Source organism: Propionicimonas paludicola (assembly GCF_002563675.1).
Taxonomy (GTDB): Bacteria; Actinomycetota; Actinomycetes; order Propionibacteriales; family Propionibacteriaceae; genus Propionicimonas; species Propionicimonas paludicola.
The window spans coordinates 1964271-1989512 of record NZ_PDJC01000001.1 but is presented as its reverse complement, the minus strand read 5'-3'; the positions used below and the strand labels follow the sequence as shown (position 1 = coordinate 1989512).

21 protein-coding genes are annotated in these 25242 nt (G+C 69.3%); 10 read left to right on the top strand and 11 right to left on the bottom strand.

From position 1 onward, the window contains the following. The first annotated feature begins 186 nt into the window (after nt 1–186). Nucleotides 187–744: a hypothetical protein gene (locus tag ATK74_RS09290; RefSeq protein WP_098460767.1), complete on the top strand. Its 558-nt coding sequence runs from the start codon at nt 187–189 to the stop codon at nt 742–744. A gap of 42 nt (nt 745–786) precedes the next feature. Beyond that, entirely contained in the window at nt 787–1251 is a 465-nt protein-coding gene (locus ATK74_RS09285) for a GNAT family N-acetyltransferase (protein ID WP_211283327.1), read from the top strand. Here the strand turns inward: ATK74_RS09285 and ATK74_RS09280 are convergent. The 6 genes from ATK74_RS09280 to ATK74_RS09255 form a co-directional block, all read right to left on the bottom strand. Then, a complete protein-coding gene (locus ATK74_RS09280; RefSeq protein WP_098460765.1) occupies nt 1225–2202 on the bottom strand; it encodes a CPBP family intramembrane glutamic endopeptidase in 978 nt (325 codons plus the stop codon). The genes ATK74_RS09285 and ATK74_RS09280 overlap by 27 nt on opposite strands. Before the next feature lie 21 nt (nt 2203–2223). Beyond that, the gene (locus ATK74_RS09275) at nt 2224–3564 is read right to left on the bottom strand and encodes a hypothetical protein (protein WP_098460764.1); all 1341 of its coding nucleotides are present in this window, start codon (nt 3562–3564) and stop codon (nt 2224–2226) included. Then, the gene (locus ATK74_RS09270; RefSeq protein ID WP_143483616.1) at nt 3561–6659 is read right to left on the bottom strand and encodes a hypothetical protein; all 3099 of its coding nucleotides are present in this window, start codon (nt 6657–6659) and stop codon (nt 3561–3563) included. Before ATK74_RS09270 ends, ATK74_RS09275 begins: the two co-directional genes overlap by 4 nt. A gap of 146 nt (nt 6660–6805) precedes the next feature. Next, entirely contained in the window at nt 6806–7162 is a 357-nt protein-coding gene (locus ATK74_RS09265; RefSeq protein ID WP_098460762.1) for a DUF2500 domain-containing protein, read from the bottom strand. Between the two features lie 36 nt (nt 7163–7198). Further along, nucleotides 7199–8353 carry a neutral zinc metallopeptidase gene (locus ATK74_RS09260; protein WP_143483615.1) on the bottom strand — a complete coding sequence of 385 codons (1155 nt, stop codon included), beginning with the start codon at nt 8351–8353 and terminating at the stop codon, nt 7199–7201. Between the two features lie 69 nt (nt 8354–8422). After that, on the bottom strand, nt 8423–8806 hold the full coding sequence (locus ATK74_RS09255; RefSeq protein WP_098460760.1) for a hypothetical protein: 384 nt from the start codon (nt 8804–8806) through the stop codon (nt 8423–8425). Between the two features lie 125 nt (nt 8807–8931). Here ATK74_RS09255 and pulA point away from each other — a divergent pair, with 125 nt between their 5' ends. Further along, on the top strand, nt 8932–11616 hold the full coding sequence (gene pulA / locus ATK74_RS09250) for a pullulanase-type alpha-1,6-glucosidase (RefSeq protein WP_098460759.1): 2685 nt from the start codon (nt 8932–8934) through the stop codon (nt 11614–11616). Here pulA and ATK74_RS09245 read toward each other — a convergent pair. Further along, nucleotides 11613–13130, bottom strand: coding sequence for a DHA2 family efflux MFS transporter permease subunit (locus ATK74_RS09245; RefSeq protein WP_098460758.1), 1518 nt, complete (start codon nt 13128–13130; stop codon nt 11613–11615). The two genes, pulA and ATK74_RS09245, sit on opposite strands and share 4 nt — an antisense overlap. Before the next feature lie 223 nt (nt 13131–13353). Here ATK74_RS09245 and tkt point away from each other — a divergent pair, with 223 nt between their 5' ends. The 3 genes from tkt to ATK74_RS09230 are packed head-to-tail and all read left to right on the top strand — an operon-like array spanning nt 13354 to nt 18128. Next, nucleotides 13354–15429, top strand: coding sequence for a transketolase (tkt, locus tag ATK74_RS09240; RefSeq protein WP_098460757.1), 2076 nt, complete (start codon nt 13354–13356; stop codon nt 15427–15429). A 2-nt stretch (nt 15430–15431) separates the two neighbouring features. Beyond that, nucleotides 15432–16367, top strand: a complete 936-nt coding sequence (locus tag ATK74_RS09235; RefSeq protein WP_098460756.1) for a DMT family transporter — start codon at nt 15432–15434, stop codon at nt 16365–16367. Nucleotides 16368–16400: 33 nt separating this feature from the next. Then, complete coding sequence (locus ATK74_RS09230) at nt 16401–18128, top strand: VanW family protein (RefSeq protein ID WP_098460755.1); 1728 nt, start codon at nt 16401–16403, stop codon at nt 18126–18128. Here ATK74_RS09230 and ATK74_RS09225 read toward each other — a convergent pair. Next, the gene (locus ATK74_RS09225; protein ID WP_143483614.1) at nt 18125–18646 is read right to left on the bottom strand and encodes a hypothetical protein; all 522 of its coding nucleotides are present in this window, start codon (nt 18644–18646) and stop codon (nt 18125–18127) included. The genes ATK74_RS09230 and ATK74_RS09225 overlap by 4 nt on opposite strands. Nucleotides 18647–18707: 61 nt before the next feature. On the opposite strand from ATK74_RS09225, the gene fdxA reads away from it, so the two are divergent. Beyond that, nucleotides 18708–19025, top strand: a complete 318-nt coding sequence (gene fdxA / locus ATK74_RS09220; protein ID WP_098460753.1) for a ferredoxin — start codon at nt 18708–18710, stop codon at nt 19023–19025. Beyond that, nucleotides 19022–20128, top strand: coding sequence for a succinyldiaminopimelate transaminase (gene dapC / locus ATK74_RS09215; protein ID WP_098460752.1), 1107 nt, complete (start codon nt 19022–19024; stop codon nt 20126–20128). Before fdxA ends, dapC begins: the two co-directional genes overlap by 4 nt. Nucleotides 20129–20134: 6 nt before the next feature. Here the strand turns inward: dapC and ATK74_RS09210 are convergent, their stop codons facing one another. Then, nucleotides 20135–20998, bottom strand: coding sequence for a hypothetical protein (locus tag ATK74_RS09210; RefSeq protein ID WP_098460751.1), 864 nt, complete (start codon nt 20996–20998; stop codon nt 20135–20137). A 6-nt stretch (nt 20999–21004) separates the two neighbouring features. After that, nucleotides 21005–21928, bottom strand: a complete 924-nt coding sequence (dapD, locus tag ATK74_RS09205; protein ID WP_098460750.1) for a 2,3,4,5-tetrahydropyridine-2,6-dicarboxylate N-succinyltransferase — start codon at nt 21926–21928, stop codon at nt 21005–21007. 170 nt (nt 21929–22098) lie between these two features. Between dapD and dapE the strand changes: the two genes are divergently transcribed. After that, on the top strand, nt 22099–23154 hold the full coding sequence (gene dapE, locus ATK74_RS09200; protein WP_245840856.1) for a succinyl-diaminopimelate desuccinylase: 1056 nt from the start codon (nt 22099–22101) through the stop codon (nt 23152–23154). On the opposite strand, the gene ATK74_RS09195 is transcribed toward dapE, so the two are convergent. Continuing rightward, nucleotides 23151–24083 (bottom strand): LysR family transcriptional regulator, encoded by a 933-nt coding sequence (locus ATK74_RS09195; protein WP_098460749.1) that lies wholly within the window; start codon nt 24081–24083, stop codon nt 23151–23153. The two genes, dapE and ATK74_RS09195, sit on opposite strands and share 4 nt — an antisense overlap. Before the next feature lie 70 nt (nt 24084–24153). Here ATK74_RS09195 and ATK74_RS09190 point away from each other — a divergent pair, with 70 nt between their 5' ends. Beyond that, complete coding sequence (locus tag ATK74_RS09190; protein WP_098460748.1) at nt 24154–25236, top strand: aminotransferase class V-fold PLP-dependent enzyme; 1083 nt, start codon at nt 24154–24156, stop codon at nt 25234–25236. The last annotated feature ends 6 nt before the right edge of the window (nt 25237–25242 follow it).

Sequence of the window (25242 nt, the reverse complement as noted above, 5' to 3'; positions counted from 1 at the left end):
TCGCCCGGGGTGGACGGTTGAGGAATGCCGAGCGAGCCGCGATGCTAATCCGGTGCCGCCGCCGGGGCGACGGTTGGTCACCTGCGGACGACGGGAGCGGCGCGCCGCAGGCTCCTGGGCCCGGCGAAGGCGGATCATCCGATGAAGGAGCGGCATTCTTGCCGTCGAGCATGGAACGGAGGTGGCGTGGCACGACAGGAGAGGCCGACCGACAGCCTCGGCCAGCCCCAGTTCCGCAATGAGCATTGCGCCTACTCGGAACTGAGTCGACGTGATCGCCACGCCATCCGCGACATCCTCAAGACGTCCTTCCCGATCGGCAAGTCGTCCCATGAGTTGTGGAGCGAGTTCCGCGACACGACTGCGTTCATCCGCCGGGCGGAACCGGCCGACAGCGTCGACTTGGCCGAGGGAGTCATCGGCGGCGCCATCGTGATGAGCTACCCCGAAGACCAGTACGACTACCTGGCCTACATCGCCATCCATCCGGCCTTCCGGCATCGGCGACGCTTCTTCCCCCGCGCCAACGATCCACACCACGGCTCCGAGTTGCTGCACTACGTCTACGACGTCATGCACTCGCGGGTGAGCCCGGAACGGATGCAGCGCTGCTTGATGATCGAGCCGGCCGGGGACGACGCCCTGCGGTTCTACCTGAAGGCGCTACCGACCAACGAGTACCCGGTCCGGTTCGACCCCGAGGAGCGGGTCTTCGCCGTTGCCTATGACGGGCTCACCCTCTGAGCTCGTCCGTCCGTTGCGGACGACCCCTGCCAGGCTGGGTTGATGGCAACAGTCCGACAGGCCGACCTGAGTGGTGCCGATGCGCCAGTCGTGGCCGCTCTCCTGGCCCGGTACCTGCGCGAAACCGAGGCTGAGAAGCGCGATCACGGCCTGCCCGGGGCCAGCCCGGATCCGTTGCCGGCGCGCTACCAGGCCGAGATCGACGATCCGGCGTCCGCACTGGCTGGATCGGATGTCCTGCTCGCCACCGATCAGGGCAGGGCAGTCGGGATCGCCGTGATCGGTGGCAACGAGATCAAGCGGCTGTTCGTCAGTGATGCCGCCCGCGGCCAAGGGATCGGTGCCCGGTTGCTCGCGGCGGCGATTGCGGCGATCCCCGGCGAGGCCCGACTCACCGTCTGGTGCTGGCGGGATGCGGCGCTTCGCCTCTATCAGCGGGCCGGGTTCCAGCAGCAGCCATCCTGGGACGAGCGGGCCGAGCTAGTCTGCCTGTCCCGCCGGGGCTGAACTCACCTCGGCCAGCAGCCGACGGCGACGTACCCACCGCGGCGCCACGGTGACCCCGTCCCGGTGCACCAACCACAGCAGCCACCCTCCCAATGCGGTCAGGAGCACCACCGAGAGCACGGAAGCCTCGATTCCGAAGACGCCACCGGTCAGCCATTCCGGTCCGCTGAACTCCGCTCTGAGCAGCCCGGACGCCGTCCCGGACCCGGACACGGCCGAGCCGAACACCGGGCCCTGCAGCACGTTCCAGGCGAAGTGCAGGCCCATGCACCACCACAACGACCGAGTCACCACATACAGCGCCGAGAACAGCACTCCGGCCTCCAGCGCGATGGCCAGTGCGCCCCACAGGGTCGCGTCCTGGTTGCTCAGGTGGGCGAGCCCGAAAGCCAACGCACCGACACCGACCGCCGCCCAGGTACCCAGAGAGTCCTCGACGAGTCGGAGCAGCACCCCACGGAAGATCAGTTCCTCGGCGACGGCGGCCACCAGGCCGGTCGAGATCAGTGCCGGGACGATCGGGTAGGACGGGTTCACCCCGACCACCCGGTAGCTGCCCACTGCGAACAGCACGCCGATCACCAGTGCGCACAAGCCGGCTCCGAGCAGCAGCCCCCAACCGAGGCCGCCGATCCTGCGGACGCTGAGCTCCACCGGACGGCGCTGTTCCACCCACAGCAACACCAGATATGCCGCGGCGGCCACGATCATCTCGGTCAGCCGGACCAGCCACCAGTGCTGCGCGGCCGCCTGCGCAATGGCGGGAACTCGGCCGACGCCCACCACCACGATCGTCGCCACGATCAGTCCGGCCAGGAAGCCCAGCAGCCGGACTCCGGGGGAGTAGCGCCACCGCCTGGCCGGTGGACGTGGCTTCACCGGCTGGTCGGCCGGCAGCAGATCGATCGGACGTGGCCGAGCCGCGCTGACGGCACCAAGGGAAACGATCACGCTGTGATTCTGCCCGCTCGACTAGGGCTCAGTGTCCCGGTTCGGAGCGGAGTTCCTGACCAGGATCACGGCCAGGACGTGCTTGCAGGGGCCGCGACTCCCGTGGTGCGCGTCTTCCCATGCGCACCGGCACTGCAACTCGCGGCTCACCAGGTAGCGTCGATCGCTGCCGCGCACCTGCCAGCCGTCGCCCCATTCGGTGACGCCACCGCCGTCGATGATTCGCTGGGCGCTGGCCAGCCGCGGGTTGCGGCGAAGGATCTTGTCGGATTCAACCGGCAACTCGCGGTGGAACCAGGCGTCCTCGGACAGGTCGAAGCCGAGTCGTCCCGACGCGGCGAGCCAGGCCAGCCCGGCGGTGATGTCCTCGAGGCTGTGTCCGGTGCGCGCAGCAAGAGTGGTGGGTTCGATCCTGGGCGACCAGCGCAGCTCGCTGAGTAGCGATCTGCCCAGCCGCTCGGACTCGGGATTGGCCAGCAGGACCAGCAGGCTTCCCTCTCCGGAGAACCCTCGGTAGGGATCCGGGCTGAGGGTGAGCGTCAGTCGCGCGGCGGGCAGCTCGAAGACCCACGCCGACGCCCCGGTCTCGGCGGTGTAGATGCGGAGCCGGGTTGCGAAGCGCAGCGCTCTTTCCACGCCGCGAACACGGGAGGCTCCAGCCAGCGGAACCGCGCCGGCGATCGGCCGGTGAGAGATCAGCCAGTTCGGGCGGTGGGGGAGCAGGTACACGGTCGGCCCGGGCGGACTGACTCGCGGCAGCGCAGCCATGAACGAGGGGAGCCGGGCCCCCTCGATCTGGCCGACGAGCCGCATCGCCGCGGAGATCAGCGGCACCTCGGCCAGCCCGCGGACCCAGCGATCCGGCAGGTTCACCTTCTTCTCCACATGCAGGGCGTCCAGAGTCGAGGCACGGAGTTCGTCGCGGGCGACGCTGAGGTGCAGCGCCTCCTGTCGACTGATGGTTGCCAAGGCCATCCGCAGTGGCCGGTTGATGTCGACGTTCGTGGTGCCGAACTCGGTGCGGTTGCCGCCGAGACCCCCGGCGAGGAGGTCGAACCGGGCCTGCACGCCGTTGCAGGCCGAGAAGGACTCGAAGCGCAGTCGATCGCCGCTTCCGGTCACGACAGGATCGGCCTTCGCGATCCGCTGGGCGAGGCCGGGGTCGGCGTAGCGGGTGCTGGCGACGTCCGCCACGGCGAGCAGGCCGGCCGCCACGACGTCGGGTCGGTCCACGAACCCGCGGAAGAAGACCGGGCTGTCGTGGATGCCCGTTGGGGTGAGGGCCTCCGTGGTGGCCAGGTCGAGCAGCCGGGTTCCTTCGTGGTCGGCGAGCACAGAGTCGGTCACATAGGTGGACGTCATTCGCCCTCCAACGCGGCGATCAACTCGTCAAGGTAGCGGCGCACCACGACATCGGAGCATCCCTCAACTGATGCGCGGAGTCTTTCGAGATCCGCGGGTGCGCAGCCAGGACGGGGGAGCTCTCTCGCATGTTCGGCCAGCACGGCAAAGATCTCGGCGTCCGCTGGCCGATGGTACCGAGATGCTGCTCGACAGATTCCGAGCTGTAGGAGAACGGGCCACGCCGCCGCCCGTGCCTCCCCGTTGAGGAGGCGTCCCCAGCTGCGCGCAAACTCGGCGAGCTCTCGATCCGTGAACGATGTCTGGGGGTCATCGAAGGCCGCGACCGCAGTGGCAGGATCCATCCGGCCGAGTTGGAAGGCCGTGCGTACGACAAAGTCGACATCGGTGTCCGGCCATCGCTCCGGGGCACTCATTGCCGAGAGGACTCGCCAGTGCAAGATCGGTCCGAAGCGGCCGTGGGCGCCGGTTGGGATGAGCTCGATAGGCCACAACGTCCATCCGGTCGTCGCCAGTTCGGAGAATCGGGGGAACGTGCGCAGGACGTCCAGGCGCTGGCCCAGGGCGAGTTCATCCTGAGTGAACTCCCGAGGTGCGGACGCCGCGAAGCGCCAGGGTACGGGCCCGGAGAGCTCTGCCCGTCGGCGATCTGACTCATCCCATCTGGTCGGTGGTTCAGTCATGCCGCCGGCCGCAACCCAGCTTCGCAGTAGTTCGCCGATGTCAGCCGGGCGGCCGCCTTCAGGCGCCATGAGACCAGCCGCGGTGAACCACCGGCCGCCGGGAATCTCACCAGATCTCGCGGGATCCTCCTCGCGCAGGCGGTACAGCGCCTGCATCAGATCGAGCATGCCCGCTGGGGCCGGACCGACGCGATCCAGGCGGCCCAGCAGCGCATCCAGGGTCAGCGTCCCGTCGTAGTAGCTCGGGGTCGCCAGTACCACCGAGTTTTGCTCGGCCAGCAGGAGGCACTCGCACGCCCGGAGGAAGGCCAACCTCGCGGCTGCCCCGTCCAGCGCGGCGGGCAGTTCGACAGGTCCATCCGATCCCAGTGTCGGGAAGCCCGGTAGATCGGCCACACGTCCCCACGTGGTGTCCGGGCTCTGCACTGGTGAGCCGCCGCGTTCCTGCGTGGTCACCGAGTTCAGCGCGATCCTCCAGAAGAGGTGATGGTCCAGTCGTCCGGTGGCCCACAGGTCGATGGCGGCGATGATCGCCGGAGGCTCAGTGATCCGCTCAATGGCAAGGACGCCTCGCCTCATCTCTGCGCCACGGCCTTCGGCGATGGCCTTCACCAAAGCAGCCAGCGCGAGTTCTGGAACCCACGCATGGGGCTTTCGCAGTTGGCGGTGTCCCTCCGGGTAGAGACACAAGGGGTTGCAGCTCTCGGTGACGTGGTAGTAGCCCCGGCTAAGCGTGCGAAGCAGTTGCTCATCGGTCCAGTCGGGGCTGGCCATGACGATGCGCTCCGGGCGGGCTGGGGCTGGGGGTGTGGGCGTGCCGGGCGCCTCCTCGCGCTCGGCAACCGGTGGGCGGTGCGCCGTCATGGTTGCGACCAGTTGGCTCGCCTCGACGTGCGCTTTGGTCCGTCCGTTTCGGGAGGCCAAGTCAGCCAGTGCCATGCCCGGTTCGCTGGTGGGGGCTTCGGCGGCATAGCCGGCCAGCGTCCGCAGCAGTTCAGCGAGAGCAGGAGGAGTCGTCGCACGGGCGGCGCAGGCATCCGCGATCCGCAGGGCGACCGGCCACACCTCCTTCATGCCTCCACCCAAGAAGAGGTCGGGCAGCAGGCCGGTGAAGCGGCTGAGCACGAGCCGGCCACTATCGAGCAGGCTCAGCGTCAGCTCCTGGAGGTAGCGCAACTGGTAGGTGTGGCCCTCGGCGAGGCAGGAGAGAACGGCATCGACGGCGATGGCCTGTGTCCGGTCCTTGGGGCGGCCGGGTTCGGTGAGGAACTCCGGCCATTCGAACCTCTCATGGGTGAACGCGCGGCGCTGTTCGGCGCTGAGCCTGGTCGGGCTCAGCGCCCAAAGTCCCAGCGACGGAGACGCAGTCTCGTCGGGCTCTTCAGGATGGGCGTCGATAGCCCGGATGGCGGCGCCAACCTGCTGTGCGAACTGGGTGTCCGAGTCGGCCTGCATGAGCTGCAGCGCCGCCACGGTAGTGGAGTCGCCGACCCGCTGACGCAGCGGTCCGGCCAGCGCAGCCAGCAGGGACTTCTTCTGTGCCTTCTCGCTTCGCGCGGCGATGACAGTCGTGAGTTGCAGCATTCCGTCCGCGTCGTCCACCAAGTCGATCGCCCACGGCAGGAGAGCCTTGCCGACCTGGCCGACCACGGTGGCAATGGCCCCGAGGAGGTAGTCGAGGCCGCCAGGAACCTCGTCGGCTGTGGTCTCGAGTTGGGAGAGAATCTTGGCCAGCATGATCTGGCTTCCCGGGCGACGGTTAGTGAGCAGCAGAGAGAAGCTCACCTGGAGCAGTCGCTCCCGACTGGTGACCCCCTGCTCGATCCAGGTGGGGATTGCCTCGAGAACATCCGGATCGGTGCCGCCGTGATCGAGGTAGTAATCGAGCAGCTCGGGCATCCAGGGGTCGCCGGCGACGGCGTCAGTCAGCGACGGTTCCGGGCAGCCGGCGGTCCAGGAATGGTAGAACGCCGCGCCGGTGGGGCACGGAGTGTGGTGATGTCGGCCGACCGCCCGAAGGATCCTGCTGAGAACGGCACCGCCCTGGCGGGCCTCACTGTCGGTGAGGCGAGTGCGGCTGGCCGCCTCCACGAAACGGGTCGCCCAGGTCGAGTCTTTGGCACATACCAGTGAGGTGAGCAGCGACTCCCCGCGGTAATGGGGATAGTCCCAGAAGTCGGCCCAGGGCACCCGCTCCGCCGCAGTGGTCGGGCCGCAGAGTTCAACCGCGCAGAGCGCCAAGATCCAGGGCAACTCGCCCCAGACCTCGAGGCGAACCGATTGGTCGAGCACCAGGGCGTCGACATGGCGTCGCGACTGGGAGTACCAGCGTCGGCTCTGACCGAGCCAATGGGCGGCTTCTGCGCGCTCACCGGTGTCCAGCGATGCGAGCAGCGCCTGGACTCCGTCCACGTCCGCAGTGAGCACGAGCGGTTGCAGCCGCTCGACGAAGGTCTGAGTCATTGAGGTGAGCTCCTCGGGGGTTCCTAGGAGTATCGCCGATCAGACGGGTCGCCGGGTGCGCTTTGGCGAAGTTCGTCGACGCCGATTCGGGCGGGTCAGCGCATGATCTCCCTGGTGAAGCCCACGTAGCGCGGGCCCTTCCAGGTCAGGGTGCCCTGGTCGGCTTCAGCGAGCAGACCGAACTGGTGCCCGGTGAGCTCGAACTCGACGCGCTCACCGCTGGGGAACTGGAAGGTGGCGAAGTGGCGCTGCTCGGGCTTTCCTCGTTCGATCGCGCTCACCTCGACGCGCTTGCTCAGGACGCTGGCCTCGGCGCTGCGCTCGGGGGAGTTGGCGATCCGCGAGGCGCGCCGAATCGCCGTCGCCGCACGGAGGATCGTCGGGACGAACAGCAGCACAATCAGGCCGATGATCAGCAACAGCATGAACAACTCGAAGGGCAGCACGCTCACCTCGGCGAGCCTAGCCAATCCGGTGTCCGGCCGTGGTCACTTCACCGCGGACGCCTTGGCCTTCCAGGTGTTGCAGGCTCCGATGGTCTTGCCGTTCAGCCCGGCCTCACCCCACCGCCGACCCGCCTTGGCACTGCCGTGGCCCTCGGCGTCCGCGGAGTAGCCGAGCTGGTACTCGATGTCCGCTCGATCCCGGGAGCCGAACTTCAGGCCGGCATGGGTGAGCCGGTAGTGGGCGATGCAATGTGCCTGGAGTTCGATCCGGCGTTCGGTGATCTCCTCGTCCTCCTTGAGTGTCGCGGATCGCTCGAAGATGCCGGACATGGACTGGACGTGATGGGCGTACTCGTGGAAGACGAACTCCGACACCGAGAGCCGGTAGTAGCGCCCCTGCTGATATGAGGCCCGGGAGAAGTAGAGGGTCTGGTCGCCTGAGCAGTAGCTGGCCGGGAACTTCGAGTCGAGGTGTCCACATTGGCTGTTGGTGGTCTTGGTGTAGAAGCGCACCTTCGGCTTGATCGGCGTGATCGACACCGTGCGCAAGGCCTTGTCCCAGGCCTTGTTCTCGCACTCGACCAGGGCCCGAACCTGCCCTTGGAAGGCCTTCCAGGAGGCGGGCACGCGCTGACTCGGGCACGCGCCGGTGACTGTCAGGGAGTAGATCGGGTTCTTCTTCAGGACGTCCACCGGCTTGGCCGTGGGGGTGGCGGACGAGCTGGCCGACGGGCGGGTCGGCGACGGGCCGGTCAGCGAAGGCAGGTTGCTGGCCGGGGTGGCCAGCAACCCGGTGAGTGCTCCGGCGGCCACCACGACGGCGGCGGCCAACACCCAGCCGCCGGGGCCGCGACGCTGTGGTCCGGACCCGGGTCCCAGCGGACCGTATCCACTCGGCCCAAGCTGCGGGTAGCCCGGTGGCGGATAGCCCGGCGGTGGGTACGCCGGTGCGGACGGGTAGACCGAGGAGTTCGGCGGCGGGAAGCCGCCGGTCGGGTACCCGGTCGACGGTACGGACGGGTGGCCATAGCCGGTCGGACCTGGCCACGGATGGACGAAGCCGTCCGCCGCGGGGCCCGGCCATGGTGCGACCATCGCATTCGGATCCGGGACCGTCCAGGCATTGTCGGAGGAGGGCGGTTCGGGTGCAGCCGAGTCTCCCGATGTCTCGAGGGACGGCTCCTCGCTGCTACTCATCGCACTCCGACAGTGTTGGCGGCTATGGGGAACCATACGGCTCCGGCCGCCCGGCTGAGAAGGCCCGGCTCAGCGGAAGCCGAGGTAGAACACGGCCAAGGCGAAGCCCAGGATGGCCAGCACGATCCGCACCGGACGCAGTGGCGGACGCAGCGACTCCACCGCCGTCCACAGCGCCAGCACCGAGACCGCCCAGCCCAGCTCGGCTGCGGGGTAGGCGGCGCCGAGTTTCAGATCGAGGAAGCCGAGCACGGCACCGATCCCGACGCCGATCGCCGCCACCATCTCGATCACGCCGCGGACCCGGGTGAGGACCGTCCGCCATCGGGGCACCAGCACCGCAGCGCGACGTCCACTCGGCGCCTGGTGCGACACCTTGATGACGCCTTCAACGAAGAACCACAGCGCAGTGGCGACGGCGACCAGCACCGGCGGGCTGAAGCGGTCCAGCAAGGTTTTCCCCTCTCAGGCTGCAGCAGTCTAGGGGTCGTCGGACGGCACTGCCCAGGCCGAGGCGGGAACCGTCCCGGTTTCGTATCGGCGGCGGAGAGGCTGCGTGGCGATGCGAGAATCGGGACGTGTTCCGTCCCGTCGTCGACCTGCCCGGGCTCTCCGATGCCCCCGGGCACTGGTTGGCGCCCGACCTGATCGCCTGGCCGGTGGCGCTGCCGCCGGGCCACTCGCCGGCTGCCCTGGACTGGCGCTTGCATTGGTCGGCCGAGGCCGGGATCGACCCACGGGCCAGCGAGCCGTTGCCGTGGCGCAGCTGCGCGCTGCGCTTCGATCCGGCCGGGCTGCCGCCTGAAGTGAGCCGAGGTTTTCCGCATCTTCGTCAGTACCTGGCCCTGCGGGTGCCGCCGGCCGTGGTGGCCGAGCTGGACGAGATCCTGCGCTGCCAGGTGGTGCTCAGCGTCCACGAAGGCTCCGGACGCCTGCAGGCTGCCGGCCATCTGCAACTGCCCGGAGTGCTCGATCGGCGCTTCGCGGCGGCGGCCACTGCCGCGCTGGGCCCGACCTGGACCGACGGACGCCCGACGCTGCGCGTCTGGGCGCCGACCGCTCGTGAGGTGACCCTGCTGCGCTGGCCGGGCTCCCTGCACGAGCAGCCCGAGCGTCGGGCAATGGTCCCGGACGCGGACGGCTGCTGGGCGATCGACGGCGATCCGGACTGGCGCGGCGACCGGTACAAGTTCGAGGTGCTGGTCTACGTCCCCGAGCATCGTCGGCTGGTGGCCAACCAGGTCACCGATCCGTACTCGGTGGCCCTCACCGTCAACTCCACCCACTCGGTGTTGGTCGATCTGACCGAGCCCGAACTGGCCCCGCCGCAATGGTCCAGCACCCCGGGTCCTCGCCTTGAACACCGGGTCGACCAGGTCATTTACGAGCTCCACCTGCGCGACTTCTCGATCAGCGACGACACCGTCCCGAAGGAGCTGCGGGGCAGCTATCTGGCCCCCACCGTGGACAGTGCCGGGATGGCCCACCTGCGCCGGCTGGCCGATGCCGGCCTGAACACGATCCAGCTGCTGCCGATCTTCGACAACGCCACCGTCGAGGAGCATCCCGAGCGCCAGCTTCGTCCGGCGAAGGCCGCGCTGCGCCAGTTCGCGCCGGACAGCCCCGAGCAGCAGCGCCGGATCGCCGAGGCCGGCGGACGCAGTGGTTTCGGTTGGGGCTACGACCCCTGGCACTTCTTCGCTCCCGAAGGCTCGTTCTCCTCGACCCTGGACAGCGCGGACGGGGCCGGCCGGATCTGGGAGTGCCGCTCGATGGTCGGCGCCTTCCATGCGGCCGGGTTGCGGGTGGTCATCGATCAGGTGTTCAACCACACCGCCTCGGCCGGCCAGGATCGCTCCAGCGTGCTGGATCGGATCGTCCCGGGTTACTACCACCGCCTGGACGCAGCCGGGGTGGTGGAGACCTCCACCTGTTGCCCGAATGTGGCCACCGAGCATCGGATGGCCGAGAAGCTGATGGTCGACGCCTGCGTTCTGTGGGTCCGGCAGTACCGGGTGGACGGCTTCCGCTTCGACCTGATGGGCCACCACAGCCGGGACAACCTGCTGGCTGTTCGGGCCGCGCTGGACGCACTCACCCTCGAGGCCGACGGCGTGGACGGCACCGCGATCACCTTGCATGGCGAGGGCTGGGACTTTGGCGAGGTGGCCGGCAATGCCCGCTTCGTCCAGGCCAAGCAGGGCACCCTGGGCGGTACCGGGATCGCCACCTTCTCCGATCGGCTGCGCAATGCCGTCCGGGGCGGCTCGGTCTGGGATCGGGATCCGCGAGGACAGGGCTTCGGCTCGGGTCTGCTGACCGCCGACAATGCGTCCGGGGTGAACGGCGACCACGGCGCCCAAGCCGAGCGCTTGGCCTACGACACCGACCTGATCCAGCTCGGCCTGGCCGGCACGCTGCGCAGCTTCCGGTTCGGCTCGAACTCCCGGCACGCCGAGGTGGCCGGCGCCGAGCTCGTCTTCGAAGAACGTCCGGCCGGCTACGCCGAGCAGCCCGATGAAGTGATCAGCTACGTCGATGCCCACGACAACGAGACCCTGTTCGACGCGCTCACGCTCAAGCTGCACCCGGCCACCCCGATGGCCGCCCGGGTGCGCTTGAACACGATCTGCCTGGCCCTGGCCACCCTGGGCCAGAGCCCGGTGATGTGGCATGCCGGCACCGACCTGCTGCGCAGCAAGAGCCTGGACCGCAACTCCTACAACTCCGGCGACTGGTTCAACTTCCTGGACTTCTCGATGCGTGACAACGGCTTCGCGGCCGGTCTGCCGCCGGAGCGGGAGAACGCGGCCAGCTGGGACGTACTGGCGCCGCTGCTGGCCAACCCGCGGCTCAAGCCGCGTCCGGCCGACATCGCCAATGCGCATGCGGCCGCCCTGGACGTGCTGCGGCTGCGCTCTTCGACCCGGCTGTTCCGGCTCGGCTCAGCGGCTCAGATCCAGGCCAAGGTGAGTTTCCCGGCAGCCAACAGCTGGCATCAGGTGCCGGGGGTGATCGTGATGCTGATCGACGACGCCACCGATCCGGTCGATCCGCGCTGGTCCGGCGTGCTGGCCGTCTTCAACGCGACCGGCTGGACGATCCATCAGACCCTCGAGCGGGATCTGACCGGCTTCGAACTGCACCCGGTCCAGGTCCGCGGCAGCGACCCGGTGGTCACCGGCAGCCGGATCGGTGCCGACTGGATCCGGGTCCCGGCCCGGACCGTGGCGGTCTTCGTCCGTCCGCGCCCAGGGGCCTAGCCGACCGGCTGTGGCTCGGGTGCAGCCGGCAGCACCGGCTGCGCTCGGCTCAAGAACAGCCCGCCGACAACGGCGAGCAACCAGACCAGTCCGACCACCAGGAACGCCGTGCGAGCACCGGTGGCCAGTGCGGCCTCGGCCAGCTCACCGGAGGCGGCGGCTCGGCCGCCCACAGTCGACATGATGGTGACGAACAGTGCCGTCCCGGCCGCACCGGCGACCTGCTGCACGGTGCCGATCATGGCCGAGCCGTAGCTGTACAGGTGATGCGGCAGTGCCCCCATGGCGGTGGTGAACAGCGGCGTCATCATGAACGCCAGGCCCAGGCTGAGCAGGAGGTTGGCGGCCAGCAGTTGCCACCACTGGGTGGCGGTGGAGATGGTGGCGTAGATCGCGAAGGCGCCGCCGACGACGATGGCGCCGGGCACCACCAGGAGGCGCGGTCCGACCCGGTCGTAGAGCCGGCCGACCACCGGGCCGAGCAGGCCCATCATCAGCCCGCCCGGGAGCAGCAGCAGGCCGACCGTGAGCGGTTCCAGGTGCAGCACCTGCTGGAGAACCAGCGGGGTGGCGATGATCGAGCCGAAGAGCACCATCATCACCACGGCCATCACGGCGATGGCCACGGTGAAGGCGGGTGCCCGGAAAGTCCGAAGGTCGAGCAGGGCCCGGTCGTTGCGTTGCAGGATCAGCTGGCGCAGCAGGAAGGCGCCCAGGCTGAGCGCTCCGGCCGCCAGTACCGCCGACAGCTCCCAGTCGGGCACCATCGGGTTGCCGACCAGGCTGAGCCCGTACACCAGGCCGCCGAAGCCGAGTGCGGCCAGCGGGATGCTCAACACGTCGAGGCGGACCTTGCGGGGCTCGTCGAGGTTGGGGACGACCCGTCGACCGATCACCAGGATGGTCACCGCGATCGGCAGCACCACGGCGAAGACGAAGCGCCAGCTGAGGAACTGCAGCACCACTCCGGACAGCGTCGGGCCGACCGCCGGAGCCGTGGCGATCACCAGGCTGATCGTGCCCATCACCCGTCCGCGCAAGTGCAGAGGTACCAACTCCATCACGGTGGTCATCAGCAGTGGCATCATCACCGCGGTGCCGCTGGCCTGGACCACCCGGCCCAGCAACAGCAGCGGGAACGTGGGGGAGACCGCCGCCAGCGCGGTGCCGGTCGCGAACAGCGACATGGCCAGGGTGAAGACTCCGCGGGTGGACAGCCGCTGGATCAGCCAGCCGCTGATCGGGATCACCACGGCCATGGTCAGCATGAAGCCGGTGGTCAGCCACTGCGCGGTTCGCTCGGTCACGGCAAGGTCCCGCATGATCCGGGACAGGGCGACGTTCATGGCGGTCTCGTTGAGGATCACCACGAAGGCACCGGTCATCAGCACGGCCAGGACGGTCTTGGTGGTCGCCGGCAGCCGGTCCGTTGCGGTCGGGCCGGGTGCTACCGGCGGAGTGGGAGCGAGGGCCGACAGCTCTTCGCTGGTGGCATTGGTTGAGGCGGAGGTCATGTCGTCCCGAATCTGTGGAGCGGTCCGGTGGGGCCGATGAGGTGAGGCGACGACTCTGACGCCGGTATCGATCGTTCAACCAGGAAGCACCTTGCGGTATTCCCGTGAACGCCCGTCCGACTTCGGCCACGGTCGGGGTGGCTGGTGCGGTTGTGGGAGACTCGTCCCCGAAACCAAGAGACCCCCGAAGCGGGCGCAGGCATTCGATGGAGGAAGGCCAAAGATGACCGAATTCACCTGGACGGAACTCGACGCCCGGGCGGTGGACACCGCTCGGATTCTGGCGGCAGATGCCGTAGAGAAGGTCGGGAACGGACACCCCGGAACCGCGATTTCGATGGCCCCGCTGGCCTACCTGCTCTACCAGAAGGTGATGCGGCACGACCCGGCCGACCCGAAGTGGCTGGGCCGCGATCGCTTCGTCCTGTCCATCGGACACTCCTCGCTGACCCAGTACAACCAGCTCTTCCTGGCCGGTTTCGGGCTGGAGCTGGACGACCTGAAGGCGCTGCGCACCGAGGGCTCGCTCACCCCGGGCCACCCCGAGTACGGCCACACGGCCGGCGTCGAGGTCACCACTGGCCCGCTGGGCGCCGGTGTGGCCAATGCCGTCGGCTTCGCCATGGCGGCTCGCCGCGAGCGCGCCCTGCTCGACCCGAACACCCCGCTGGATCAGCCCAGCCCGTTCGACCACTTCGTCTACGCCATCGCCGGTGACGGCTGTATGCAGGAGGGCCCGGCGGCCGAGGCGTCCTCGCTGGCCGCCACCCAGGAACTGGGCAACCTGATCCTGTTCTACGACGACAACCGGATCTCGATCGAGGGTGACACCAAGATCGCCTTCACCGAGGACGTCGCGGCCCGCTACGCCGCCTACGGCTGGCACGTTCAGCACGTCGACTGGACCAACGGCGGCACCGGCTATACCGAGAACGTCCAGGCCCTCTACGAGGCCATCGAGGCGGCCAAGGCCGTCACCGACAAGCCCAGCTTCATCAAGCTGACCACCGTGATCGGCTGGCCGTTGCCCACCAAGGCCGGCCACCACAGCATCCACGGTTCCAAGATCGGTGCCGAGGAGATCGCGGCCCTGAAGTCGCTGCTCGGCTTCGACCCGGAGGTCGCCTTCCCGGCCGAGCCCGAGGTGCTGGCCCACACCCGCGGTCAGGCTGCGGCCCGCGCTGCGGCCGCCAAGGCCGAGTGGACGCCCCGCTTCGAGGCCTGGCGTTCGGCCAACCCCGAGCAGTCCACCCTTTTCCAGCGGCTGCTGGCCAAGGAACTGCCGGACCTGTCCGGCGTGCTGCCGGTCTACCCGGCCGGAAAGAAGGCCACCCGGGCCGCCTCCGGCGAGGTGCTCTCGGCGCTGGCCGGGGCCGTCCCGGAGCTGTGGGGCGGATCTGCCGACCTGGCCGGCTCGAACAACACCACCATGAAGGGTGAGAAGTCCTTCCTGCCCCCGGACCGGTCCAGCCACGACTTCTCCGGCGACTTCGGTGGACGCACCCTGCACTTCGGCATCCGTGAGCACGCCATGGGCAATGTGCTCAACGCCATCAACACCGGCCTCACCCGCGCCTACGGCGGCACCTTCCTGGTCTTCGCCGACTACATGCGTGGTGCCGTCCGGTTGGCCGCGCTGCAGAAGATCCCGAGCATCTTCGTCTGGACCCACGACTCCATCGGAGTCGGCGAGGACGGCCCGACCCACCAGCCGATCGAGCACGTGGCCAGCCTGCGGATCATCCCGGGCCTGGACGTGATTCGGCCGGCCGACGCCAACGAGACCGCGCAGGCGTGGGCGCAGGTGCTCGCGCACACCGATCGTCCCAGCGCACTGATCCTGTCCCGTCAGGACCTGCCGATCATCGATCGGGACGCTCCCGGAGTGGCTCCGGCCAGCGATCTGGCCAAGGGTGCTTACACCCTGCTGGATGCCGAGGGTGAACTCAGGGTCGTCCTGATCGCCACCGGCTCCGAGGTGCAGCTGGCCGTCGCGGCTCGCGAGCTGCTGCAGGCCAAGGGGATCGGCACCCGGGTGGTGTCGGCGCCGTGCCTGGAGTGGTTCGAGGCTCAGTCGGCCGAGTACCGCGCGTCCGTCCTGCCTGCTTCGGCGGCCAAGGTGGCCATCGAGGCCGGTGTGCCTTACGGCTGGCGGGACTACGTCGGCGCGAACGGCGAGATCGTCGGCATCGACCACTTCGGTGAGTCGGCGGCCGGGGACCGGCTTTTCGCCAAGTACGGCTTCACCGCCGAGAACGTCGTGGCCAAGGCCGAACTCGCTCTGGCTCGGCTCGGCTGAGGTTGCCCACGGCACGCAGCGCTCGCCGCACTCGGGCCAACCTGCTGCTCCTGCTCGCCTCGGCGATCTGGGGTTTCGCCTTCGTCGCTCAGCGAGTGGGAGCGGCCCACGTGGGGCCGCTCACCTTCAACGCTGTGCGCTTCGGCCTAGGTGCCTTGGTGGTGCTGGCCGTCATCTGGTGGCGCTCCCGTCGGGTCGGCTTGTCCCGCGAGCGGGACCGGCGGGCCTGGGCGGGTGCGCTCGTGCCCGGCGTGGCCGCCGGCATCGCGCTGACCATTGCCAGCAACCTGCAGCAGACAGCCATGAGCAGTGTCCCTGCGGGGAATGCGGCCTTCATCACCGGGCTGTACATGGTGTTCGTCCCGCTGATCGCCGCATTCCGGGGACACCGCAGCAGCGGGTCGACGGTGCTGGGGGTCGTCTCGTCGGTGATCGGGCTCTACCTGATCGCCGTCACCGACGACCTCACCATCGGCTCGGGTGAGTGGCTGCTGATTCTCTCCACGCTGGTGTGGGCCGGCCAGATTCTGGTGATCGATCACTACGGCAAGGTCTCGGCGTTGCGCCTGGCCGCCGTGCAGTTCATCGTCTGCTCGGTGTTGTCCGGGCTCGGCGCTCTGGTCATCGATCCGGCACCGTTCACCGGCATCGATCAGGCGATCATCCCGATCCTGTATGGCGGGATCCTCAGCGTCGGCATCGCCTTCACCCTGCAGGTCGTGGGCCAGCGGGACGCCTTGGCCACCCACGCGTCGCTGATCATGGCCATGGAGTCGGTCTTCGGTGCGATCGGTGGCGCGGTGTTGCTGGGTGAGTCGCTGGGCCTGCGCGGCTTCATCGGCGCGATCTTGATGGTCGGTGGCATCGTCATCTCGCAGTGGGGGTTGGCTCGCCAGTCTGCGGCCATTGCTCCTGACCGGGAGCCGGTCGCCACGTAGACTCCTTGCCAGCCCAGCCGAAAGGATGCCCGGGTGGCCAGAGCCAAGTCCAAGCGGATGTCGATGACTGCCCGAGTCGGCATCGGCACTGTCGTGGGCCTTGTGGTACTCCTCGGCGGCGCCTACCTGGTCGGGCACCAACTGGCCGGAGACCGCGTCCCGCGGCACACCAGCGTCAGTGAGGTCGCCCTGGGTGGGCTCACGGCCGCCCAGGCGCAGGCGAAGCTCACGTCCGAGTTCGGGCCCAAGCTGGACGGCCAACTGGTGCTCACCGCAGGCGACACCACCGTCAGCTTCACTCCGGCGGACGCCGGTCTGGCCGTGGACTACCCGGCCACCGTGGCCGGCCTCGGGGCCGGCGGAAGCTGGAACCCGGTGGACATCCTGACCGTCCTGTTCGGCGGTGGCGCCCATCAGCCGGTGCTCACCGTCGACCAGACCAAGCTGGCCGCGCAGATCTCCGCGCTGGCCAAGCAGGTGGATGTCCCGGCAGTCTCGGCGAGCGTCGGCTACGAGGCAGGCAAGCCGGTGACGACCGAGAGCGCGCCCGGGACCCTGCTCGATCGGGATCAGACCGCACGCACGGTGCAAGCTGAGTTTCTGACCAGGAAGACGATTGCGGCCACCGTGGTCCCCGCACCGCCGGAGGTCACCACCGAGCAGGCCGAGCAGGTCGCCGAGAAGCTGGCCCTGACCGCGATCTCGGCCCCGGTCAGTGTGCAGGTCGGCGATGCCGGAAAGCTGACGATCAGTCCGGCGCTGATCGCCGAGACCCTCACCTTCGAAGGCCGGACCGGCATGTTGGTCCCGGTGTTCGACACCAAAGCGCTGGTGAAGAAGCTTGATCCGGCGCTGAACAAGATCGGGCTCGATCAGCCGCGCGACGCCACCGTCACCATCGCCAAGGGCAAGCCGAGGGTCGTCCCGGCCAAGGACGGCGAGGGGATCGATCCGACCGAACTCGGCTCAGTACTCGCCGAGGCGGTCCTCAAGCCCGAGGGACGCACCGGCGCGGTGTCGGTCTCGTCCCGTCCGGCCGGCTTTACCACCCAGCAAGCCCAGGCCAGCGGGGTGAAGAAGGTGATCGGCAAGTTCACCACCTACTTCCCCGGCACCACCTACCGCTACAACAACATCGGCAAGGCCGCCAAGCTGATCAACGGCACCTTCCTCAAGCCGGGCGAGACCTTCAGCATGAACCAGACTCTCGGCAAGCGAACCAAGCAGGCCGGTTGGATGGCCGGGGGAGCGATCGACGGCGGCAAGATCGTCGAGCGGCTCGGCGGCGGCATCTCGCAGGCCACGACGACCACCTTCAACGCCATCTTCTTCGCCGGCCTCGAGGACATCTATCACAAGCCGCACTCGCTGTACTTCAACCGCTACCCGGTCGGCCGTGAGGCGACCCTGGACTGGGTAAGCGTGGACATGAAGTTCCGCAACGACTCGCCGTACGGGGTGGTCCTGCAGGCCTGGATCACCGGACGCCCGGGCAGCCAGGGCTCGGTGACCGTGCAGGTGTGGTCCACCCAGCGCTACACGATCAAGACCACCACCCCGGTGCGCAGCAACTATCGCGCTCCCGGCCCGACCGTCTACGACGAGTCGGAGGGCTGCAAGCCGCAGAACGCCATGAGCGGCTTCGACGTGAAGTTCGATCGGCTCTTCTATCAGGGCAAGAGGCTGGTCAAGCGGGAGCCGTTCAAGTGGCGCTACAACTCGCTGACCCCGGTGGTCTGCGGCGCCAAGCCGAAGGGCTAGGACCGTTCAGGGTCGGCCAGTTCGGTGAAGCCGAGCTCGGCCAGTTCGGCGGCTACCGAGGCGTCATTCGTGCGCACCTGGACGCTGCGCGCGCCACGCTGGGTCGCCCACCAGGCCAAGTCGAGCAGCGCCGAGGCGTCCGCGGTGCTGACCCATTCGCCCTCGAGGGTGGCCGGCACCGGCGGGGGATCGTCCACCGCTCCCGGCGGACGCAGCTGGTCGCCGAGCAGGTCCGAGATCCGGGCCACGAAGCAGCGTCCGACCAGGCCGGACGCTGCCGCCAACCGATCCAGTTCGTCCCGGGGAGTCCGCCGCGGGTCACGTCCGCGGGCCACCCCGACCTGCCGCCAGACCAGCACCTGGTCCCGGCTGACCTGGTGCTCGACCCCATGCTGGTCGCGGACGGTGACCGCATCACCGGTGTCGGCCAGCACGAAGCCGATCACGTCGATGCTGTGTGGTTGGGCTGCGACCCTCAGCACTACCCGCTGCCCGGGCTCAAGAGACGGGAGCCTCACCGGTTTCCCCTTCCGGTCGTCGTACAGTTGGCCGCAAGCTACCGCGAATTGAGGATCTGTCATGGCTTACGTCATCGCTGCGCCGTGCGTCGATGTGAAGGATCGGGCCTGTGTTGAGGAGTGCCCGGTCGATTGCATCTACGAGGGTAACCGCATGCTCTACATCCAGCCGGATGAGTGCGTCGACTGCGGAGCGTGTGAGCCGGTCTGCCCGACCGAGGCGATCTTCTACGAGGACGACCTGCCCAAGGACCAGGCTGAGTACCTCGAGGTGAACTCCGAGTTCTTCGCCGAGATCGGCTCCCCGGGCGGTGCCGCCAAATTCGGTGTCGTCGACTACGACCACCCGGTGGTTGTCGCGCTGCCGCCGCAGGCGTGAGCCCGGCGCTGGCCGGCCGGCTGCCGGACTTCCCCTGGGATTCGCTGGCCGAGGCCAAGCGCACCGCTGCCGCACACCCGGACGGACTGGTCGACCTGTCGGTGGGCACCCCGGTGGATCCGACTCCGGGCCTGATCCGGGCCGCTCTGGAGGCGTCCTCGGACGCTCCGGGCTATCCGGCGACCTGGGGTACCCCCGCTCTGCGGACGGCCATCATCGGCTACCTGGAACGGCGTTGGGCGGCCCACGGGCTGACCGAGACCGGCGTGCTGCCGGTGATCGGCACCAAGGAGCTGGTGGCACTGCTGCCGCTGCTGCTCGGGGTGGGTCCTAACGACACCGTGGTGATCCCGAGCGTGGCCTACCCGACCTATCAGGTCGGCGCCCAGGTGGTCGGCGCCCAGGTGGTGCCCTGTGACGACCCGGCGCGGGCCGCAGAACTGCGTCCGGCGCTGATCTGGATCAACTCCCCGGCCAACCCGCACGGCGCGATCCTTTCCGCTGACCAGACTCGGGCCTGGGTGGACGCGGCTCGCTCGGTCGGTGCCGTGCTGGCCGCCGACGAGTGCTACGGCGAGTTCGGCTGGACCGCAGAGCCGGTCTCGGTGCTCGATCCCGCGGTCAACGGCGGCTCCCTGGACGGGCTGCTGGCCGTCCATTCGCTCTCGAAGCGCTCCAATCTGGCCGGCTACCGAGCCGGCTTCGTGGCTGGTGATCCGACAGTGGTCGGCCCGATGCTGGAGGCTCGCAAGAACCTGGGCCTGATGCTGCCGACCCCGGTGCAGGCGGCCATGGTGGCCGCCCTGGACGATGCCGAACACGTCGCCGAGCAGCGTGAACGCTACCTGCGCCGCCGGGCGCTGCTGGCCCCGGCACTGGTCGCGGCCGGCTACCGGATCGAGCATTCCGAGGGTTCGCTGTACCTGTGGTGCACCCGGGACGAGGACTGCCGGGCCAGCGTGGCCCACCTGGCCGGGCTGGGCATCCTGGTGGCCCCGGGCGACTTCTACGGGCAGGACAGTCGCCGTTTCGTCCGGGTGGCGCTGACCGCTACCGACGAGCGGATCGCGGCGGCCGCGGCCCGCCTGCACGCGGCCGGCTGAGCGGGCTCAGCGCGGGGTGGCGCTCGCCGTCGGGAAGCTGACCACGACCTCGGGGCTGGTCACCGGCCCGGTACCCGACCAGGAGGCCGGGAAGGTGCTCTCCAGCTTCCAGCCGTAGGGACCCACCTGGACAGCGCTCACTCCGAAGCGTCCGGACGCGGCCACGGCCATCTCGGCCGCGGCCCAGGCCTGGCCCTCGCCCTTCGCGGTGATCCGGACGCTGTCCGTGGCTACGGTCACGTCGATCTGGCTCTTCAGAGTCTTGGTCAGATACTCGGCCAATCCGGTGGGGTTGGCCGGTGCCGGCTTGTTGAAGACACAGGTGAAGGAGGCCGGAGTTTCCCCGGTCAGCGAGCTGGCCAGGGTCTTCGCGTTGTCGACGTGCTTGCGGTACGCGTCCGGGTAGGCGCTGCGCTGGACGGCCTGGGCCACGTCATTGATGTCTTTGCTGTCCCACTTGCGCACCTTCACCAGGGCTCGGTAGAACTCGCGGCTGGAGTACCACGGGTCCATGATCTCGGCCTCAGTGCCCCAGCCCTTCGATGGGCGCTGCTGGAACAGCCCCAACGAGTCGGAGTGACCGTAGTCGAGGTTGCGGATCCCGGACTCCTGGTAGGCGGTGGCCAATGCGATGCTGGCCGCCCGCGGCTTCAGCTCGCGCTGCACCGACATGCCGGCGATGATCGCCGCGTAGTAGGCCTGGTCCGGGTCCACTGTGGTGGTCCGGCCCTTCACCGTCGCACTGCACCGGTCCTCGATCGGCAGCGGCACCTTCTGGTAGCTCGACCAGAGGACGACCCCGCCGACGACCAGCGCACTGGCCAGAACCACCCCGAGGGCGGCCCAGCCGGCCTTCTTCAGTGCACTCACGAGTTCCTAGTTGGCATGGAGGGCGGCGTTGAGCTCAATGCCGGTGCCCTTGCGCGGACGGGCCTCGACTGCCCCGGAGACCGAGTTGCGCAGGAACAGCAGCCCGGGCATCCCGCTCAGTTCGGCGGCCTTGACCACCCGGCCGTCGGGCAGGCTGACCTTGGTGCCGGCGGTCACGTACAGGCCGGCTTCGACGACGCAGTCGTCGCCCAGCGAGATGCCGATTCCGGACTCGGCACCCAGCAGGCAGCGCTCGCCGATGGTGATCTGCTCGGAGCCGCCACCCGACAGCGTCCCCATGATCGAGGCGCCGCCGCCGATGTCGGAGCCATCCCCGACGATCACCCCGGCCGAGATCCGTCCCTCCACCATCGAGGTGCCAAGAGTGCCGGCGTTGAAGTTCACGAAGCCCTCGTGCATCACCGTGGTGCCCGGAGCCAGGTGGGCGCCCAGTCGGACCCGGTCGGCGTCGGCGATCCGGACGCCGGCGGGGGCCACGTAGTCGACCATCCGCGGGAACTTGTCGATGCCCAGTACGGTGACCGGGCCGCGGCCGATCCGCAGGGCCAGCCGGACCTGCTCGAAGCCGTCCGGGGAACAGGGGCCGAAGTTCGTCCAGACTACGTTCGGCAGTACGCCGAAGATGCCGGTCAGGTCGATGCTGCGGGGCTGGGCCAGCCGGGCGCTGAGCAGATGCAGGCGCAGATAGGCGTCCGAGACGCCGGCCGGCGATGCGTCCAGATCGATCTCGGTGAGCACCACCTCGACGTGCACCCGGCGCAGCGGATCGCTGACGGCGGCCTCGACCAATGCGGCCGGTGCCTCACCGTCGGTGGCGGGGCCGAGCTTCGGCTCGGGAAACCAGGTATCCAAGACCTGACCGCTCTCGTGGATGCTGGCCAGGCCCCAACCATGCGCTGCTCGGGTCATGTCCGCCACCTTACCTGTGCGGATTCGGGCCTGGCGGCGCTCCCGCAGCGCTCGTCCGGGTGCCGCTAGGGGATGGACGGACCCGGCGGGCGGCGCCCCGGACTCGCCACCGGCGTTCGGCCATGATGATGTCCACGGGCGAGGGGGCCGCGCCCACTACGCTGACCGTCGTGAGCCTGGACCTGACTGGTGACCTGATCGCGCTGTTCCGTCAGGTGGTGGATATCGAGAGCGTCAGCGGCAACGAGCGCGCCCTGGCCGACGAGGTGGAGATCGCCTTGCGGCAGCTGCCGCACCTGCGGGTCGCCCGCGACGGCGACACGGTGATCGCCAAGACTGAACTCGGTCGCGCTGAGCGGGTGGTGATCGCCGGGCATCTGGACACCGTCCCGGTGGCCGGCAACCTGCCGTCCCGGCTGGTCGGGGACGTGGTCTACGGGCGCGGCACCGCGGACATGAAGGGTGGGGTGGCGGTGGCATTGGCCGCAGCGGCCGCCCTGACCGAGCCGACCCGCGACATCAGCTGGATCTTCTACGACCACGAAGAGGTCGAGGCCACCTTGAACTCGCTGACCCGGATCGCCGCCGAGCGTCCGGACTGGCTGGCCGGCGACTTCGCCGTCCTGATGGAGCCGACCGCGGCCCGGATCGAGGGTGGCTGTCAGGGCACCATGCGGTTCACCATCACGACCAGCGGGCTGGCCTCGCATTCGGCGCGTTCCTGGCTGGGGCACAACGCCATCCACGATGCCGCCGAGCCGTTGGCCCGGCTGGCCGGCTACCAGGCTCGGGTGGTCGAGGTGGACGGGCTGACCTATCGCGAGGGGCTGAATGCGGTGGGCATCCGCGGCGGCATCGCCGGCAATGTAATCCCCGACTCCTGCCAGATCACGGTGAACTACAGGTTCGCACCCGATCGTGACGTGGCCGCCGCCCAGGCGCACTGCCGGGAGGTCTTCGACGGCTACCAGGTGGACTTCGTGGACGCCGTGGCCGGCGCGCGTCCGGGCCTGGACCTGCCTCTGGCCGCCGAGTTCGTGGCCGCAGTCGGCGGCACCCCGACCGGCAAGCTGGGCTGGACCGACGTGGCCCGGTTCGCGGCGCTAGGCATCCCCGCGGTGAACTTCGGTCCCGGCGATCCGGGCAAGGCGCACGCCGACGACGAGTTCTGCCCGGTGGCCGACCTGCACAGCTGCTACCAGGGCCTGCTGCGCTGGCTCGGCTAGACCGTTCGCCGCGCGGCGGTGAGCTCTCCCAGTGCGCTGAGCGTCGTGGCCACCGCAGGGACGGCCTGAGCTCCGCTCAGATGGACGGCCCGCACCTGCCGGTCACTGGCCTGGTCCAGCCGATGCGCCGAGGTTCCGGACGGCAGCTCCAGCGGCTCGAGAGCCAGCTCGGGCTGGAGAGCCACCCCCACCCCGGCCGCGACCAGCCCCAGGACGGCCACCGAGTTGTCGGTGGCGTGGGCGATCTTCGGGCTAAAGCCCAGCGCGGCGCAGGCGGCCAGCAGATGGCCGCGACACAGCGGGCAGCCGCCAATCCAATCGTCCTGGGCCAGTGCGGCCAGGCCGACCGATCCGCTGCCGCTGAGCCGGTGCCGCGACGGCAGCACCACCACCGACGGGTCGTCGAAGAGCGGGACCACCTCGATGCCGGACAGCTCGGCATGTGGGTCGGCGGGATCGCCGGGGTAGGCGAAGGTGAGCGCGACATCGACCGCCCCATCGGCGAGCAAGGCCAGGGCCTCGGGCGGCTCCGCTTCGGTGTAGATCAGCCGCAGTCCCGGGTGGCGCTGAGCGATCCGGGCGATCAGCAGCGGCACGATCGTGGAGGACGCGCTCGGGAAGCCGGCCAGTCGGACCGTCCCGGTCGAGCGGTCGGCGAGCTGGCCCAGCTCGTCCTCGGCGGCCTGGAGTGCGGCCAGGATCGGCCCGGCGTGCCGGACCAGGACCCGGCCCGCCTCGGTGAGCCGGACCGTCCGTCCGGTTCGCAGTAGCAGGGGCAGGCCCAGCCGGTGTTCGGCGCGCTGCAGGTGCTGGCTCAGTGCCGGCTGGCTGTAGCCGAGGGCGGCCGCGGCTGCCGTGATCGAGCCGGCCTCGGCGACCGCGCGGACGATCCGGACGGTGTGCACGTCCAGCCGTGAGGTCCAAGACATAACCTCATATTATCGGTGTGACAAGAAACATGCTCTGGTGTGATCGCAGGTGGGGCGGAACGATGGAGCCATGGTCCCCGTCCTCACTGCTGATCGCCTCACCGTGGCCGAACTGGCCGCCCACTTCCATCCGGTGCCTGGCTATCTGGCCGCCGCCTCCAGCGGAGTGGCCGCCGACCTCACTCTGGCGGCTCTGCGCGCCGACCAAGAGGCCTGGAGCCAGGGACGCCGTGGGCCGGCCGACTACGACCAGGTGGTCTCCCGGACCCGTCGGCTCTACGCCGAGCTGGTCGGGGTGCCCGACTCCTGGGTGGCGATCGGCTCCACCACCTCGGCCCTGGTGGCCAACCTGGCCGCGGGGCTGCCGGCCGGCGCGGAGGTCCTGGTGCCCGAGGAGGAGTTCACCTCGATCGTCTACCCGTTCCTGGCCAGCGGGCAGTTGCAGGTCCGCAGCGCGCCGCTGAATCAGCTGGCTGCCGCGATCGGCCCGCAGACCGCCGTGGTGGCCTTCTCTGTGGTCCAGTCGGCCACCGGCGAGCTGGCCGACCTGGCCGCGATCCGCGAGGCGGCCGGACGAGTAGGCGCACTGACCTTGGCCGATCTCACCCAGGCGGCCGGGCTGCTGCCGGTCGCGGCCACCGGCTTCGACCTGACCGTCTGCCACGCCTACAAGTGGCTGTGCGCGCCGCGCGGGGTGGCCTTCCTGACCGTCCGTCCGGACCTGATCGAACGTCTGACCCCGGTCAGTGCAGGCTGGTACGCCGGGGACGACCCCTGGGCCAGCTGCTACGGCACCGACTTCGCTCCGGCTCGGACTGCCCGTCGCTTCGACACGTCCCCGGCCTGGCAGGCCTTTGCGGGCGCCGAGGCTGCACTGAGCCTGTTCGTCCGCGCCGACCTGGAGGAGGTGTGGCGGCATTGCTCGGGGCTGGGTGACCGGCTGTGTCGCGGACTCGGGCTCGAGCCGCGGCACCAGGCGATCGTCAGCTGGCCGGATCCCGAAGGTTGCCAGTTGGCCGCGCTGACTGCGGCCGGCATTCAGGCCTCCGGTCGCGCCGGACGGGTGCGGGTGGCCTTCGCGGTCTGGAACACCACCGCGGACGTGGATGCCGTGCTGGCCGCCGTGGGTCGTCCCGCCGACATCGCGCGCTGAGTGACC

Coding starts and splice junctions, on each gene's coding strand:
- ATK74_RS09195 (WP_098460749.1), bottom strand. CDS start 24,083: ATGTCTTGGACCTCACGGCTGGACGTGCACACCGTCCGGATCGTCCGC.
- ATK74_RS09245 (WP_098460758.1), bottom strand. CDS start 13,130: ATGACCTCCGCCTCAACCAATGCCACCAGCGAAGAGCTGTCGGCCCTC.
- ATK74_RS09190 (WP_098460748.1), top strand. CDS start 24,154: ATGGTCCCCGTCCTCACTGCTGATCGCCTCACCGTGGCCGAACTGGCC.
- dapD (WP_098460750.1), bottom strand. CDS start 21,928: ATGACCCGAGCAGCGCATGGTTGGGGCCTGGCCAGCATCCACGAGAGC.
- fdxA (WP_098460753.1), top strand. CDS start 18,708: ATGGCTTACGTCATCGCTGCGCCGTGCGTCGATGTGAAGGATCGGGCC.
- tkt (WP_098460757.1), top strand. CDS start 13,354: ATGACCGAATTCACCTGGACGGAACTCGACGCCCGGGCGGTGGACACC.
- ATK74_RS09275 (WP_098460764.1), bottom strand. CDS start 3,564: ATGACGTCCACCTATGTGACCGACTCTGTGCTCGCCGACCACGAAGGA.
- ATK74_RS09260 (WP_143483615.1), bottom strand. CDS start 8,353: ATGAGTAGCAGCGAGGAGCCGTCCCTCGAGACATCGGGAGACTCGGCT.
- ATK74_RS09285 (WP_211283327.1), top strand. CDS start 787: ATGGCAACAGTCCGACAGGCCGACCTGAGTGGTGCCGATGCGCCAGTC.